Source organism: Delftia sp. DLF01, assembly GCF_014852125.1.
GTDB lineage: Bacteria > Pseudomonadota > Gammaproteobacteria > Burkholderiales > Burkholderiaceae_C > Comamonas > Comamonas acidovorans.
The window spans coordinates 254,535-269,129 of record NZ_JACVAZ010000001.1 but is presented as its reverse complement, the minus strand read 5'-3'; the positions used below and the strand labels follow the sequence as shown (position 1 = coordinate 269,129).

Annotated in this window: 13 protein-coding genes; 4 read left to right on the top strand and 9 right to left on the bottom strand. The window is 68.8% G+C overall.

Annotated features, from left to right (window positions below; genetic code table 11):
• Positions 1-195 precede the first annotated feature (195 nt).
• Entirely contained in the window at positions 196-1,896 is a 1,701-nt protein-coding gene (locus tag IB269_RS01180; protein WP_192366252.1) for a 2-isopropylmalate synthase, read from the top strand.
• A 63-nt stretch (positions 1,897-1,959) separates the two neighbouring features.
• On the opposite strand, the gene IB269_RS01175 is transcribed toward IB269_RS01180, so the two are convergent.
• The gene (locus tag IB269_RS01175; RefSeq protein WP_034396710.1) at positions 1,960-3,135 is read right to left on the bottom strand and encodes an alpha-hydroxy acid oxidase; all 1,176 of its coding nucleotides are present in this window, start codon (positions 3,133-3,135) and stop codon (positions 1,960-1,962) included.
• Between the two features lie 219 nt (positions 3,136-3,354).
• Here IB269_RS01175 and IB269_RS01170 point away from each other — a divergent pair, with 219 nt between their 5' ends.
• Both IB269_RS01170 and IB269_RS01165 read left to right on the top strand, forming a co-directional pair.
• A complete protein-coding gene (locus IB269_RS01170; protein ID WP_013800968.1) occupies positions 3,355-5,013 on the top strand; it encodes an L-lactate permease in 1,659 nt (552 codons plus the stop codon).
• 155 nt (positions 5,014-5,168) lie between these two features.
• Positions 5,169-6,176: a helix-turn-helix domain-containing GNAT family N-acetyltransferase gene (locus IB269_RS01165; RefSeq protein ID WP_192366251.1), complete on the top strand. Its 1,008-nt coding sequence runs from the start codon at positions 5,169-5,171 to the stop codon at positions 6,174-6,176.
• A 1-nt stretch (position 6,177) separates the two neighbouring features.
• Here the strand turns inward: IB269_RS01165 and IB269_RS01160 are convergent, their stop codons facing one another.
• Positions 6,178-6,729, bottom strand: a complete 552-nt coding sequence (locus tag IB269_RS01160; protein ID WP_012207095.1) for a cupin domain-containing protein — start codon at positions 6,727-6,729, stop codon at positions 6,178-6,180.
• Positions 6,730-6,754: 25 nt separating this feature from the next.
• On the bottom strand, positions 6,755-7,699 hold the full coding sequence (locus tag IB269_RS01155) for a tripartite tricarboxylate transporter substrate binding protein (protein WP_012207096.1): 945 nt from the start codon (positions 7,697-7,699) through the stop codon (positions 6,755-6,757).
• A 128-nt stretch (positions 7,700-7,827) separates the two neighbouring features.
• On the opposite strand from IB269_RS01155, the gene IB269_RS01150 reads away from it, so the two are divergent.
• Positions 7,828-8,511, top strand: coding sequence for a TetR/AcrR family transcriptional regulator (locus IB269_RS01150; RefSeq protein ID WP_192366250.1), 684 nt, complete (start codon positions 7,828-7,830; stop codon positions 8,509-8,511).
• 17 nt (positions 8,512-8,528) lie between these two features.
• On the opposite strand, the gene pbpC is transcribed toward IB269_RS01150, so the two are convergent.
• From pbpC to IB269_RS01120, 6 genes are all read right to left on the bottom strand, one after another.
• The gene (gene pbpC / locus IB269_RS01145) at positions 8,529-10,853 is read right to left on the bottom strand and encodes a penicillin-binding protein 1C (protein WP_192366249.1); all 2,325 of its coding nucleotides are present in this window, start codon (positions 10,851-10,853) and stop codon (positions 8,529-8,531) included.
• Between the two features lie 33 nt (positions 10,854-10,886).
• Positions 10,887-11,447 carry an HdeD family acid-resistance protein gene (locus tag IB269_RS01140; RefSeq protein ID WP_012207099.1) on the bottom strand — a complete coding sequence of 187 codons (561 nt, stop codon included), beginning with the start codon at positions 11,445-11,447 and terminating at the stop codon, positions 10,887-10,889.
• A 94-nt stretch (positions 11,448-11,541) separates the two neighbouring features.
• Positions 11,542-12,411: an endonuclease/exonuclease/phosphatase family protein gene (locus IB269_RS01135; RefSeq protein ID WP_192366248.1), complete on the bottom strand. Its 870-nt coding sequence runs from the start codon at positions 12,409-12,411 to the stop codon at positions 11,542-11,544.
• The gene (locus IB269_RS01130) at positions 12,408-12,797 is read right to left on the bottom strand and encodes a VOC family protein (protein WP_012207101.1); all 390 of its coding nucleotides are present in this window, start codon (positions 12,795-12,797) and stop codon (positions 12,408-12,410) included. The genes IB269_RS01135 and IB269_RS01130 overlap by 4 nt, the downstream gene beginning before the upstream one ends.
• A 48-nt stretch (positions 12,798-12,845) precedes the next feature.
• On the bottom strand, positions 12,846-13,694 hold the full coding sequence (locus IB269_RS01125) for a carbohydrate ABC transporter permease (RefSeq protein ID WP_192366247.1): 849 nt from the start codon (positions 13,692-13,694) through the stop codon (positions 12,846-12,848).
• Positions 13,691-14,587, bottom strand: a complete 897-nt coding sequence (locus IB269_RS01120; protein WP_133072965.1) for a carbohydrate ABC transporter permease — start codon at positions 14,585-14,587, stop codon at positions 13,691-13,693. The genes IB269_RS01125 and IB269_RS01120 overlap by 4 nt, the downstream gene beginning before the upstream one ends.
• Positions 14,588-14,595 lie beyond the last annotated feature (8 nt).

Below are 14,595 nucleotides of genomic sequence, written 5' to 3'. Positions count from 1 at the left end.
ATGCACCGCCTGCCCTCGCCCTCCCTACCACCCCTGGCCCATGGCCGGGGTCCGGGCGCCTGCGCAGGCGCCGCATTTCGCACCGACTCTCCCTGATCCCGGCCTGGCGCAGCTTCCCCACACCGGGAAGCCAGGAGAGCGGGGCCGCCGGCCGATCCGGTGGCTGCAAACCCCAGCGTTTCCTGCGAGGCCCGCATGCTGAAGAATCCCGCGTCCAGATACCTTCCCTTCCCTGCCATCGACCTGCCCGAGCGCCAATGGCCCTCACGCCAGCTGAGCCAGGCGCCCGTGTGGCTGTCCACCGACCTGCGTGATGGCAACCAGGCCCTGTTCGAGCCCATGAACCGCGAGCGCAAGCTGCGCCTGTTCCACGAACTGGTGCGCATAGGCTTCAAGGAGATCGAGGTGGGCTTTCCCTCGGCCTCGCAGACCGACTACGGCATCGTGCGCCACCTGATCGACAACGGGCTGATCCCCGGCGACGTGACGCCCATGGTCATCACCCAGCTGCGCGAGGACCTGATCCGCGCCACGGTGGACAGCGTGGCCGGAGCGCGGCGCGCCATCGTGCACTTCTACAACGCAATTGCCCCGGCCTGGCGCGAGATCGTCTTCGGCATGCAGGTGCCCGAGATCATCGCCATGGTGGAGCACCACATCGCCCTGCTGCGCGAACTGACCGATGCCCACCCCGAGACCGAATGGGTGCTGCAGTACTCGCCCGAGACCTTCTGCATGGCCGAGCTCGACGTGTCGCTGGCCGTGTGCAACGCGGCCATCCGCGCCTGGGATGCAGGCCCCGCGCGGCCCATGATCATCAACCTGCCGACCACGGTGGAGGTGAGCACGGCCAATGTCTTCGCCGACCAGATCGAGTGGATGCACCGCCGCCTGGAACGGCGCGAGCACATCGTGCTGTCCGTGCACCCGCACAACGACCGGGGCACGGGCGTGGCCTGCGCCGAGCAGGCGCTGCTGGCCGGCGCCCAGCGCGTGGAAGGCTGCCTGTTCGGCAATGGCGAGCGCAGCGGCAACCTCGATGTGGTGACGCTGGCGCTCAACCTCTACACGCAGGGCATCGCGCCGGGACTGGACTTCTCGGACATCGCCGCCGTGGCGCGCATTGCGGAGGAATGCACGGCCCTGCCCATCCACCCGCGCCACCCCTATGTGGGCGACCTGGTGTTCACGGCGTTCTCGGGCTCGCACCAGGACGCCATCGCCAAGGGCTTTGCGGCGCAGCGGCCCGATGCGCCCTGGCGCGTTCCCTACCTGCCCATCGACCCGCAGGACCTGGGCCGCACCTACGACAGCATCGTTCGCGTCAACAGCCAGTCGGGCAAGGGCGGAATTTCCTTTCTGCTGCAGCGCGACCATGGCGTGACCATGCCGCGCCGCATGCAGGTGGAGTTCAGCGCCGTGGTGCAAAAACAGGCGGACGCCTGCGAGGCCGAGCTGGCCAGCGACGACCTGTGGAAGCTGTTCGAGGCGACCTACCTCGCACCCCTGCAGCTTCCCTGGCACTACCGCAGCCACCACCTGTTCGACAGCGCCCAGGGCCAGGGCATTGCGCTGGAAGTGGTGCGGCCAGACGGCCTTCGACTGCAGCTGTATGGCGAAGGCAGCGGCCCCATCGATGCCGTGGCCGCCGCCCTCGGCCAGCACCTGGGCGTGGCGCTGCGCATTGACCACTACGAGGAGCGCAGCCTGGGCCAGGGCGCCGGGGCCATGGCGCTGGCCATCGTCGAGGCCGCCCTGCCCGGCGTGGCGGGCACGCGCTTCGGTGCGGGGCGCCATGCCAACATCGTGACCGCGTCCATCCTGGCCGTGCTGCATGCGGCGGGCCGGCTGGTGGCGGCGCAGCCGGAAAGCCGGCGCGTACCTGCCCAAGCCTGAGGCGCAGCCTGAAAGGAAAAAGGACCGCCGAGGCGGTCCTTTTCTCGTGCGGCTTTTGCCGGTTCAGCGCACGGCGCCCGGATAGGTTCCGGGCAGCAGGATGCTGCGGTCCACGGTATCGATCTGCGTATGGCCGCAGAAGGCCATCGTGGTCTCCAGCTCCTTCTGGATGATCTGCAGTGCACGCGTCACGCCGTCCTGACCATAGGCGCCCAGGCCGTAGAGGAAGCTGCGGCCGATCATCGTGCCCTGGGCGCCCAGGGCACGCGCCTTGAGCACGTCCTGGCCGCTGCGGATGCCGCCGTCCATCCAGACCTCGATGTCCTTGCCCGCCGCCTCGGCAATGCCGGGCAGCGCCTCGATGGACGAGGGTGCGCCGTCGAGCTGGCGGCCGCCGTGGTTGCTGACGATGAGCGCATCGGCGCCGCTGTCGGCCGCCAGTCGCGCGTCCTCGGCGTCCATGACGCCCTTGAGGATGAGCTTGCCGCCCCAGAGCTTCTTGATGCGCTCCACATCGCCCCAGTTCAGGCTGGGGTCGAATTGGCTGGCGGTCCACGACGACAGCGAACTCATGTCGGCCACGCCATCCACATGGCCGACGATGTTGCCGAAGGTGCGGCGCTTGGTGCCCAGCATGCCCAGGCACCAGTGCGGCTTGGTCGCCAGGTTGGCCAGGTTGCGCAGCGTGGGCTTCGGAGGCGTGGACAGGCCGTTCTTGATGTCCTTGTGGCGCTGGCCCAGGATCTGCAGGTCCAGCGTCAGCACCAGGGCCGAGCAGTTGGCGGCACGGGCACGCTCGATCAGGCGCTCCATGAACCGGCGGTCGCGCATCACATAGAGCTGGAACCAGAACGGATGGCGGGCCGTGTGTTCGGCAATGTCCTCGATGGAGCAGATGCTCATGGTGGACAGCGTGAACGGAATGCCGAAGGCCTGGGCCGCGCGCGCGCCCAGGATCTCGCCGTCGGCGTGCTGCATGCCGGTCAGGCCCGTGGGCGCAATGGCCACGGGCATGGCCACCTGCTGGCCGATCATGGTGGTGCGCGTGCTGCGCCCCTCCATGTTCACGGCCACGCGCTGGCGCAGCTTGATCTTCTGGAAGTCGTCCTCGTTGGCGCGGTAGGTGCCCTGGGTGTAGGAGCCCGAGTCGGCGTAGTCATAGAACATGCGCGGCACGCGGCGCTGGGCCACGACGCGCAGGTCTTCGATGCAGGTGATTTTGGAAAGGTCGGTGGACACGTTTTCTGGCTTTCTGGAACCCGCATGCCGCGGGACTGCCGAGCATGGTAGTGCGCAGTGCGCGTTCCAGTCACCCGTTCGGGTTTGAAGTGATTTGTGCGCCGATTGAAATTTTCTCTCTCGCAGCCCAACCGAGGGCTAACGCTAGTGTGCCAACCAGCCATGAGAGCGACGATCCGCCCCGCACAACATCCTAAAAACTCTTCAGGAGACGCTCCTATGGTTTGGCAGCAGGTCTACGACCCTCTTTCCAACATGTGGCTGTCCACACTGCTCGCGGCCATCCCGGTCGTGGTCATGCTGGTGGGATTGGGCTTTTTGCACATGAAGGCCCACCTGGCGGCCGGCGCCGGGCTGATTGCGGCGCTGGTGATCGCGGTCTTCGTCTACAACATGCCGGCAGGCATGGCCGGGCGCGCGGCGCTGTTCGGCGGCTTCACGGGGCTGCTGCCCATCGGCTGGATCGTTCTGAACATCATCTTCCTGCACCAGCTGACCGAGAAGAACGGCAGCTTCAAGATCCTGCAGGACTCCATTGCCGGCATCACCGAGGACAGGCGCATCCAGCTGCTGCTGATCGCCTTCGCCTTCGGCGCCTTCTTCGAGGGCGCGGCCGGCTTCGGCACGCCCGTTGCCGTGACGGCGGCCATCCTCATCGGGCTGGGCTTTTCGCCGCTGGCCGCCTCGGGCCTGTCGCTGATCGCCAATACCGCGCCCGTGGCCTTCGGCGCGCTGGGCACGCCGGTGATCACGCTGGCCAAGGTGCACGGCTACGACCTGATGGAGGTCACCGCCATGGTCGGCCGCCAGCTGCCGTTCTTCTCGGTGCTGGTGCCGTTCTGGCTGATCTGGGCCTTTGCCGGGCGCAAGGCCATGATGGAGATCTGGCCCATCATTTTGGTGACCGGCGTGTCCTTCGCCATTCCGCAGTACCTGGTGTCCAACTTCATCGGCCCCGAGCTGGTGGACATCATCGCGGCCATCGTCTCCATGGTCTGCACGGTCGGCTTCCTGCGCATGTGGCAGCCCAGGACCATCTGGCGCTCGACCTCGCTCAAGGGCCATGAGAACAGCGGCGGCGAGGCCCAGGCGCCCCGCGCCGTGACCCAGCACCCGCGCGCCGACGTGATCCGCGCCTGGACGCCCTGGGCCATCCTCACGGTCTTCGTCTTCATCTGGGGCCTGCCTTCGGTCAAGGCCGCGCTCAACGGCCTGTTCGCCCCGGCCTTTCCCATGGAAGGCCTGCACAACCTGATCGAGAAGGTGCCGCCCGTCGTGCGCCAGCCCACCAAGGAAGGCGCCATCTACACGCTGAACCTGCTGTCGGCCACAGGCACGGGCATCCTGCTGTCGGCCATCGTGGGCGGCCTGGTCATGAAGTACAACCCCGTGCAACTGGTCAGCCAGTTCGTGCGCACCATCTGGCTGGTGCGCTATTCGCTCATCACCATCGTGCTGATGCTGGCCCTGGGCACGCTGACGCGCTACTCGGGCACGGACACCACGCTGGGCCTGGCCTTCGCCAACACGGGCGTGTTCTACCCCTTCTTCGGCACCCTGATGGGCTGGCTGGGCGTGGCGCTGACGGGTTCGGACACGGCATCGAATGTGCTGTTCGGCGGCATGCAGAAGGTGGCGGCCGAGCAGCTGGGCCTGTCGCCCAACCTCATGGGCGCGGCCAACAGCTCGGGCGGCGTGATGGGCAAGATGATCGATGCGCAGTCCATCGTCGTCGCCTCCACGGCCACGCGCTGGTTCAACCATGAGGGCGACATCCTGCGCTACGTGTTCTTCCACTCCGTCGCCCTGGCCTGCCTGATGGGAATCTTCGTGACGCTGCAGGCCTATGTCTGGCCGTTCCGCCTGATGGTCAATTGAGCCTTGCGCATCTGCGCCAGGCCCCAGCCGCCCGCATGCGCCGGGCGGCTTTTTTACGCCTGGGGTACGCATCGCTGCATCAACAGATGCGCAGCGGCATTTATGGTTGTACCATGCAACCATATTCAAACCCTGCACGGCCCCAAGGAGCACCCATGCCGCAGCACGATCTTTCCCTGGTGGATGGCATCCGCGCCGCCTCGCGCCTGATGGTGCGCGAGCTGGGCTTCATGCAGGCCACGCTGGCGGCCACGGACTATCCGCCCTCGGCCGTGCATGCCATCCTGGAGATCGGCGCGCAGGGGCGCATGCCGGCCTCGCAGCTGGCCCTGGTCCTGGGGCTGGAGAAATCCAGCGTCAGCCGCATGGTGCGCAAGCTGGTGGAGGCGGGCGAGCTGAAGGAAGCCGCCGATGGCGAGGATGGCCGCGTCAAGCAGCTGGCCCTGACCGCCAAGGGCCGGCGCACGCTGGCCGCCATCGAGGCCTTCGGGCGCCAGCAGGTGACGGCGGCGCTGGACCGCATGCAGGCGCCGCAGCAGCAGGCCGTCGCCCAAGGGCTGGCACTGTACGCCCGGGCGCTGCAGGCGCACCGGCAGGAGGAGCCCCTGCCCCTGCCCGTTCCCGTACCCGCACAGATACAGGTCCTGCCCGGATACCGGCCCGGCTGCCTGGGCCGCATCGTGGAAATGCATGCGCGCTTTTATGCGCGCCACGCAGGCTTTGGCGTCTTCTTCGAAAGCCGCGTGGCCAGCGGCCTGGCCGAGTTCGCAGGCCGGCTGGACAAGCCCTGCAACCAGCTGTGGACGGCGCTGGACGGCGACCGCATCGTGGGCTCCGTGGCCATCGATGGAGAGGACCTGGGCAAGCACCCCGAGGACCGCCAGGCGCATCTGCGCTGGTTCATCCTGGAAGACGGCCTGCGCGGCGCCGGCACGGGGCGCCAGCTGCTGCAGCAGGCCTTGGCGTTCTGCGACCAGCAGGCCTTCGAGGCCACCCAGCTGTGGACCTTCCGGGGCCTGGATGCAGCGCGCCGGCTCTACGAATCGTCAGGCTTCACCCTGGCCGAGGAATGGCCGGGCCAGCAATGGGGCGAGCCAGTGATCGAGCAGCGGTTCGTGCGGCCACGCCCTGCCGTGGCGGCATGGGCTGGCCAGGCCCCCTGAGTCAGGAGCCCTGCTCGCCCGCCACCAGCACGAAGGCAATGCGCGCAGGCCGGCCCGAGCGGTTGGCCCAGGCATGGTTGGTGCCGCGCTGTATGAGCACGTCACCGGCGCGCAGCACGGTTTCCTGGCGGTCCAGGATGGCGACCAGCTCGCCCTCCAGCATCAGCGCGTAGTCCACGGTATCCGTGCGGTGCATGCCCGGATGCTCGCCGGGCTGCACGTTGCGGTGGGCGTCGCCGTACATGCGTGTAAAGGTGGCATGCAGGGCGCGCGCCAGCTCCTGCGGATCGGCAGGTTCGGGCGGAATGTCCAGGATGCGCAGCACCGTGCCATAGGGCGGCGGTGCCACGCCCTGGTGGATGGCAATGGTGTCGGGCGCATTGATCTGCGCGGGTGAGGCATCGGTGCGCCACAGGTTGGTTATGCGGTAGCCGGGGCGTTCCTCGACCAGGCGCACGGCGGGCGAGGCGCCGTCCTCGGCGATGAAGGAGCGGCCCTGTGCGTCGTTGGCCGTGATCACGCGGCGGATGGGGGGCAGGCTGGAATCGGTCATGGATGAAGAGATGGCGGAAAGGAGGTCACTGCGCATGGCGTTCGGCCGCTGCGCCCTGTTTGCGGAATTCGTCGTGGATGCGCCGGTCCCACTGGCGGCGGTCCTGGTGGAAGACCACCTGGTCGCCGCGCTGGGCCACCTGCCTGACGGCATCGGACCGAGCTGCGGCGGCGCAGGCGGCGTCCAGCCGGCCCAGCACCGCCTCGGGCACGCCACGCGGCACGAACAGGCCCGCAAACGATTCCTCCTGCACCGCCATGCCCAGTTCCTTGAAGGTAGGCACCTCGGGGAAGGCAGGGTGGCGGCGCTCCGAGGCCACGGCCAGCAGGCGCAGCTTGCCCGCGCGTATCTGGGGCGCAGCCGAGGCCGCGATGCTGCTGACGAAGTCCAGCCGCCCGGCCAGCAATTCCTGTATCGAGCCCGCATCGCCCTTGTAGGGCACATGCACAAGCTTGAGGCCCTGGTCGCGCTCCAGCTGGTCCATGGCCAGGAAGGGCGCCGAGTTCGGTCCCGGCGATCCGTAGCTCAGCGAGCCTTTCTTCGCCGCCGCCACCAGCTCGCCTATCGTCTTGAAAGGGCTGTCTGCGCGCACGCTGACGCCCAGGATGTTCTCCGTCACGCCGCACAGCGGCTGCACGCTGTCGGGCCCCAGCTTCAGGCCCTTGACGTAGTGGGGCTGCACGGTGATGGGGGTCATGGGCGTGAAGGCCAGCGTCAGCCCGTCGGCCGGCGCCTGGGCCAGCACATTCATGCCGATCACGCCCGAGCCCCCGTCGCGCGAGACCACGACCACGCTCTGGCCCAGCTGCTTGCGGAACTCCTCGGCCAAGGTACGCGCCATCACATCGGTGGAGCTGCCCGCCGCCCAGGGGTTGATGAGGGTCAGCGGCCGCGACGGGAACGGCTCCTGCGCGGTGGCCAGGGTGCAGCCCAGCGCCATCAGGGCGCCGAGCCACTTGCGGGTGGTCATGCTGTGTCTCCTTGTCGTTGTGTGATGGCTGCGCATGTTAATTCAGTCAGTCGACTGAATCAATCCATGTCACCACCATGCCATGGTTTGGTGCGGCAAGGGCCTGGCGCTGTCTATGATCCGCAGCCATGACGTCCAGCACCGATGACACCGCGGCCGAGGAACCCCGCGCCCAGGCCCGCGAACGCCTTCTGCAAGCCGCCGAGCAGCTGTTTGCGCGGCATGGCTACGCGGGCACGTCGCTGCGCGCCGTCATGGCGCTGGCCGATGTGGACACGGGCGCCATCCACTACCACTTCCGCAACAAGCTGGGCCTGCTCAAGGCCTTGTTCGAGCAGCGCGTGATGGCCGTCAACGGACAGCGCCATGCGCTGCTGCAAAGGCTGGAGCAGCAGTCGCCGCAGCCCGCCGTGGAGGACATTCTTCGGGCCTTCATCGCCCCTGCGCTGCGCGCCGCCCATAGCGAGGGCGAGGCCGACTTCAACCGCGTCACGGCCCTGTGCTCGGTCGATCCCGACCAGGCAGTCAGGGAGGTGGTGTTTGCCGCCTACGACGAGGCTGCCAAACGCTTTGCGGCCCTGCTGCGCCAGGCTCTGCCGCAGCTGTCGCAGCACGATTTCCAGTGGCGCCTGGAATGCATGTACGGCGCCATGATGTACATCCGCTCCGACAACGGCCGAGTCAGCCGCATGCTGGGCGGCGGCCACCGCGCCGACCCCGTGGAGCATGTGATCGACGAGCTGGTGGCCTTCACTGCGGCGGGCTTCCGTGCGGCGGGCATCCGCGCGGCGGGCACCCGCGCGGCGCAGTGATCACGACCGGCGCCTGATCAGCGCCCGCCCGCGCGCGAAGCCACCACGCCGGCGCCGCGCACCTCCACCTGCACGCTGTCCAGCACCTGCCCCTTGGCATCGACCAGCTCCAGCCGGTGGCGGCCGGGCCAGGGCATCCAGGCAGCGGCAGCACCCCGGCCGATCTCCTTGGGCGCAGGCTCGGCCGCGCCGGGCGGGGCGGCGCTGACCATGCGCCAGCGCAGGCTGGCGTCCTGCCATTCCTGCGTGGCTGCCGTGCCCGAGGGCCGGGCCGACAGCTGCACGCGCTGGCGGTCCGGCGGAATGTCGGGGTCCAGCGCGAGGATGGTGCCGTTGGCCGGGCGCGCAATGCGCACGGGCGAGGCCGCCGAAGTCCCGCGTGCCGATGCGGATGCGGCAGGCAGGCCGCTGCCCGCCATGGCGAACAGGCTCTGCTGCGTGCCCGCCACGAACCATTCGCTGCGCGCGCTCTCCAGCGGCAGGCCCGAGGCATCGGGACCGAAGCGCACCGCCTGTTGCAGCACGCCCGCCGGCGCCTTGGGCGCGCGGCTGGGCGTGCGGGCATGCAGGAAACCCATCACGGCGGCCCAGACAGGTGCCGCGCCGCTGGTGCCGCTGACCGAGTGCATGGCCTCGCCGCGCGCATTGCCCACCCACACGCCCACGGTGTAGCGCTGCGACCAGCCCACGGCCCAGTTGTCGCGCATGTCCTTGCTGGTGCCGGTCTTGACGGCCGACCAGAAGCGCGTGGCCAGCACGCTGTCCGTGCCGAAGGTGGGCGCGCGCGCCATGGGATCGGACAGGATGTCGCCCACGATGAAGGCCGCGCGTGCGTCGATGGCCTGCACGGGCGCAGCCGACTTTTTCGCTGCGGACCCCGCGCCCGTGGGCTGCGCCGCCCAGCGCACGGGCGTCAGTTGCCCGCCGTTGGCCAGGGCGCGGTAGGCATTGGTGAGCTGCAGCAGCGGCACCTCGGCGCTGCCCAGCGCCAGGCTGAAGCCGTGGTAGCCGCCGCTTTCGCGCAGTGGCAGGCCCAGGCGCTGCAGTTGCGAGAAGAAGGCATCGGGCGTAACCATGACCAGGGTGCGCACGGCAGGCACGTTGAGCGACGACGCCAGCGCCGTGCGCGCCGAGACCCAGCCCTTGAAGCGCCGGTCGTAGTTCTGCGGAATGTAGAGCCCGTTCTGCGTGGGAATGTGGGCCGATGAATCCTCGATCAGCGAGGCCGCCGTCAGCCGCCGCTCGGCAATGGCCTGGGCATAGAGAAAGGGCTTGAGCGTGGAGCCGGGCTGACGCATGGCCGTGACGCCGTCCACCTCGGCCGCCTGGCTCAATTCGCCCGATGAGCCCACCCAGGCCAGCACCTCGCCCGTGGCGTTGTCCAGCACGACGATGGCGCCGTCCTCCACGTTGCGGCCCTGCAGCTCGCGCAGTTGCTGCTGCAGGCTTTGCACGGCAAAGCGCTGCACGGGCGCGCTCAGCGTGGAACGCACGCGGGCCTGGCCTTTGGACTGCGGCTCGGCCAGCAGGCGGCGCGCCAGATGCGGGGCCTGGCCTTCGCTGGCCGCCCATTGCCGGCGCAGCAGCACGCTGGCGGTGAGCAGTTCCATGGCCGTGCAATCCCGCGCCGCCGCATCCTCGGGCGCCAGCGACTGCAGCACGCCGCAGGCGCGCCGGCCCACGCGATCGGGCGAGGCGTTGGGGGCACGCACCAGGGCGGCGGCAATGGCGGCCTCGCGCGCGTCCAGCCCGTGCGCGGCTTTGCCGAACAGGGTACGCGACAGCGCATCGATGCCCACGATCTCGCCCCGGAAGGGCACCAGGTTCAGGTAGGCCTCCAGGATCTGGTCCTTGCGCCAGCGCCGGTCCAGCACCTGGGCCGAGACGGTCTGGCCCAGTTTCTGTACTACGCTGCGCCCGCCCGGGCCCTGGCGCCAGTCGCCGTCGAGCAGGCCCGCCAACTGCATGGTGATGGTGCTGGCGCCGCGCGTGCGCTGGTTCCAGAGGTTGCCCCAGGCGGCGGAGGACACTGCAGTCCAGTCCACGCCGCTGTGTTCGTAGAAGCGCTTGTCCTCGCTGAGCACCAGGGCCGTGCGCAGCGCGGGCGAGATGTCGGCCAGGGCCACCCAGTCGCCACGGCGCACGCTGGCGTCGGTGCGCTGGCGCTGCAGCACCTCGCCCTCACGCGAGAGCAGTTCTGTCTCGGAGGAACGGTGGCCTTCGCGGACCTCGGAAAAGCTGGGCAGCGCCTGGGCGGCACCTGCCGCCGCGAACAGCAGCGCGGCCGCCAGGGCCGCGCGGGGAAGACGCATGAAGGGAGAAGGTCGCCGGGATTCGATCATGGAGCCGGCATTGTCCGCCTTTGCACCAGCGGCTCAGGAAGAATGGCGTATGCCCTTCTTGAGCTTGAAGGACAGCAGCACCATGAGCACGCCGAAGACCACCGCATACGTGGCCAGCACCCAGAGCATGGCCATCATGCCCGCGCCCGGCTGGGCCAGCACGAAGGCGCCGAACAGCACGGACAGCACGCCGCCCAGGATCAGCAGCCACTCGCCCGTGATCTCCTTGCGCAGCCGCACGGCCGCCACGATCTGCAGCAGGCCCGTGACCAGGGCCCAGGCGCCGATGTACAGCGTCATCACCAGCGCCGTGACGCCGGGCGCGACCACGGTGAGCACGCCCACCACCACGCCGGCCAGGCCCCACAGCAGCAGCACCCACCAATGGCGCATCTGGTCGCGCCCCTGGATGGCCGAATACACGCCCAGCAGGCCATCCACAAAGGTGAAGGCACCGAAGGTCAGCACCAGCGCCGCCAGCGATACCGCCGGCTGCGCCCAGGTCAGCACGCCGAAGGCGATGGCGACCAGGCCGCGCAGCAGCAGCACCCACCAGGTGCGGTGAAGAATCGTGGACAGCGGATTGGGGCTCATGGATGCTCCTTCAAAACAGTCCCCATGACCTTGGAGCAGGCCCGCCACACTGTCTGTAGGCGAAGGCCGGCTTGGCGGCGGACCCTGACCTGGATCAATCCAGTTGCAGCAGCACGGGCTGGTGGTCGGAGAGCCTTGTGTCGCTGTCCACGGCCCAGCCACGCACATGGCCGCGCAGGCTGTCGCTGACCCAGGCGAAATCGCAGGCGCCGGGCTCGGGACCCCACTGGCGGTCGAACAACCGGAAGGTGGGTGGCTGGGGCTGGTCCGGGTGCAGCACGCTCCAGCTGTTGTGCCACTGGCCGGCGCTCAGGGCTCCCTGCTCGCCGGCCGCCCAGGGGGCGGACAGGCCGGCGTATTCGTCCTCATGCGGCTCGAAGTTGAAGTCGCCGCAGAGCACGGCATGCGGCGTGTGCGGCTTGGTCTGCTGGGGCGAGCCGTCGCTGGCGGGCTGGGGCGGCGCCTCGGCCTGGCCCAGGGCCTCGATCTGCAGGGAACGCAGCGCCAGCGCCTGGGCCATGCGTTGGCGGCGCGAGAAATATTCGAGGTGGGTGCTCATCACCCGCACGGGGCCCAGTGCGGCATCCATCACGGTCACTGCCGTGCAGCAGCGCGGCATGCTGCGCACGCCGCCATCGTGCGGATACGGCAGGCGGTGGTGGGCCAGTTGCAGCACCGGCAGGCGCGTGGCCACCAGGTTGCCAAAGCGCTGCCGGCCCATGGCCGTGAACTCGTCCACGGCGGCGCCGAAGAAGACCTTCCAGCCTTCGGGAAGGGCCGCACGCACCTGCTCCACCTGGTCGCCGGGCGCGCCCTGCAGGCCGGGATAGTGGACGGCGATTTCCTGCAGGCACAGCACGTCGATATCGGCCATGGACAGCGCATGCGCCACGATGCGCGCCGGGTCCATGCGGCCGTCCAGGCCCAGGCACCATTGGGTGTTCCACGTGAGGATCTGCATCATGCGGGCAGCGGCTCGCGCAGCTGGAACAGGTTGCCTTCGGGGTCCATGGCGTTGCAGACGCGAAAGCCCGGACCCTGCCAGGACTGCTCCCACAGCTGGCCGCCATGGGCGATGACCAGGGGACGGACGGCCGCGAAGCTGGTCACGGTGGCAAAGAATTTGAGGGCCACGTTCTCGCGCGGCTGGGGTGGCTCGGTGATGGTGATGTGCCGCGCAATCGCCTCGGGAATGGCGTGCAGCACCAGTTGCAGGTCCGGCGACTGCAGCACCATGAGCTCGCTCGTGTGGTGCAGCATGCGCATGGCCAGCACCTCCATGTAGAACAGCGCCAGCCGGTCAGGCTGCTTGGCGTAGATGAACAGACCTGCGGATGCGGGACCGGACATGGTGGACCTCGGGGTGAAAGGCTGGGACAAGGAACTTTAGCACCGCCCTCACTTGATCCCCGCACGCATGAAGCTCTGCACGAACTGGCGCTGGAACAGCACGAAGGCCACCAGCAGCGGGCCCGAGCTCATCAGCGTGGCGGCCGTGATGGTGGCCCATTCCACGCCAGACTCCACGCTGGAGAACACCTGCAGCCCCACGGTGAGCGGGCGCGCCTGCACGCTGTTGGTGATGATCAGCGGCCACAGGAAGTTGTTCCAGTGAAAGCTCACCGACACCAGCGCGAACGCCAGGTACACGGGCCGCGCCAGCGGCACGTAGACGCGCCACAGGATCTGCAGGGTGCTGGCGCCCTCCACCCGCGCGGCCTCGTCCAGCTCCCGGGGAATGCCCAGGAAGGTCTGGCGCAGCAGGAAGATCGCAAAGGCCGATGCGAAGTACGGCAGGCCTATGCCCAGCAGCGTATCGACGGCGCCCAGGCGCGACAGGGTCTGGTAGTTCGCCACCAGCAGGATGTCCGGCATGATCATCAGCTGCACCAGCACCAGGGCAAAGGCCAGGCCCTGGCCGCGAAAGCGGTAGCGCGCAAAGGCATAGGCGGCCAGCGTGCCCAGCACCAGCTGGGCCGCCAAAATCATGACCACCAGCACGGCCGTGTTCAGGAAATAGCGCGCAAAGGGCGCGGCCTGCCAGGCACGGCGAAAGTTCTCCAGCGTCCAGGGCGCGGCCAGGTCGAAGCGTGCCGAGTATTCGGGCGGATGGAAGGCCGTCCAGAACGCATAGGCCAGCGGCAGTATCCACAGCAGGGCCAGCAGCCAGGCGGCCAGCGTATCCAGCCAGGTGGCGCCGTACAGCCCGGGCGGCGCATGGCGCGGGGCAATGGGTGCGGCGCTCATTGGTAGTGCACCTTTTTGTCGAGCACGAAGAACTGCAGCAGCGCCACGGCCGCCAGCACGGCGACCAGCACCACGGTCAGGGCCGCCGCATAGCCCGTGTCCCAGAACTTGAAGCCCACTTCGTACAGGTGATAGAGCAGCAGCGTGGAGGCGTTGTCCGGCCCGCCGCGCGTGAGGATGAAGAGATGGTCCACCAGGCGGAAGGCATTGATCACCGCATTGACCAGCACGAACAGCGTGGTCGGCATCAGCAGCGGCCACTGCACGCGGCGCAGGAAGTACCAGCGCGAGGCGCCTTCGATGGCCGCAGCTTCCCTGAGGCTGGGATTGAGCGTCTGCAGCGCGGCCAGGTAGAAGATCATGAAAAAGCCCGCCTCCTTCCACACCGCCACCACGGTCACGCAGGCCAGCGCCGTGGACGGGTCGCCCAACCAGTTGTGCGCGGGAAGGCCCAGTGCGCCGCGCAGCTGCTCCAGCAGCCCGTACTGCGGGGTGTAGAAGAACAGCCAGATGTTGGCCACGGCAATCATGGGCAGCACCGTGGGCGTGAAGTACGCCATGCGCACGAAGGCGCGGCCGGCCAGCCTCTCGTTGACCCACAGCGCCATGGCCAGCGCCAGCGCCATGGACAGCGGAATCGTGGCCGCCGCAAACCACAGGTTGTTGCGCACGGCCTGCCAGAACACCGGGTCGTCCACCATGACGGCGTAGTTCTCCAGCCCCACCCATGGCCCCGGCTGGCCGCCGCGCGGCGTGGCATGCAGGCTGTCGATCAGCGTGGCCACGGCCGGCCAGTGCGTGAAGGCCACCAGCAGCACCAGCGCCGGCAGCAGCATCAGCCAGGCGTGGACAGCCTGGCGGCCGCGGACAAGGGAGGCGGGAGCGGAGCTCATGCGGTCAG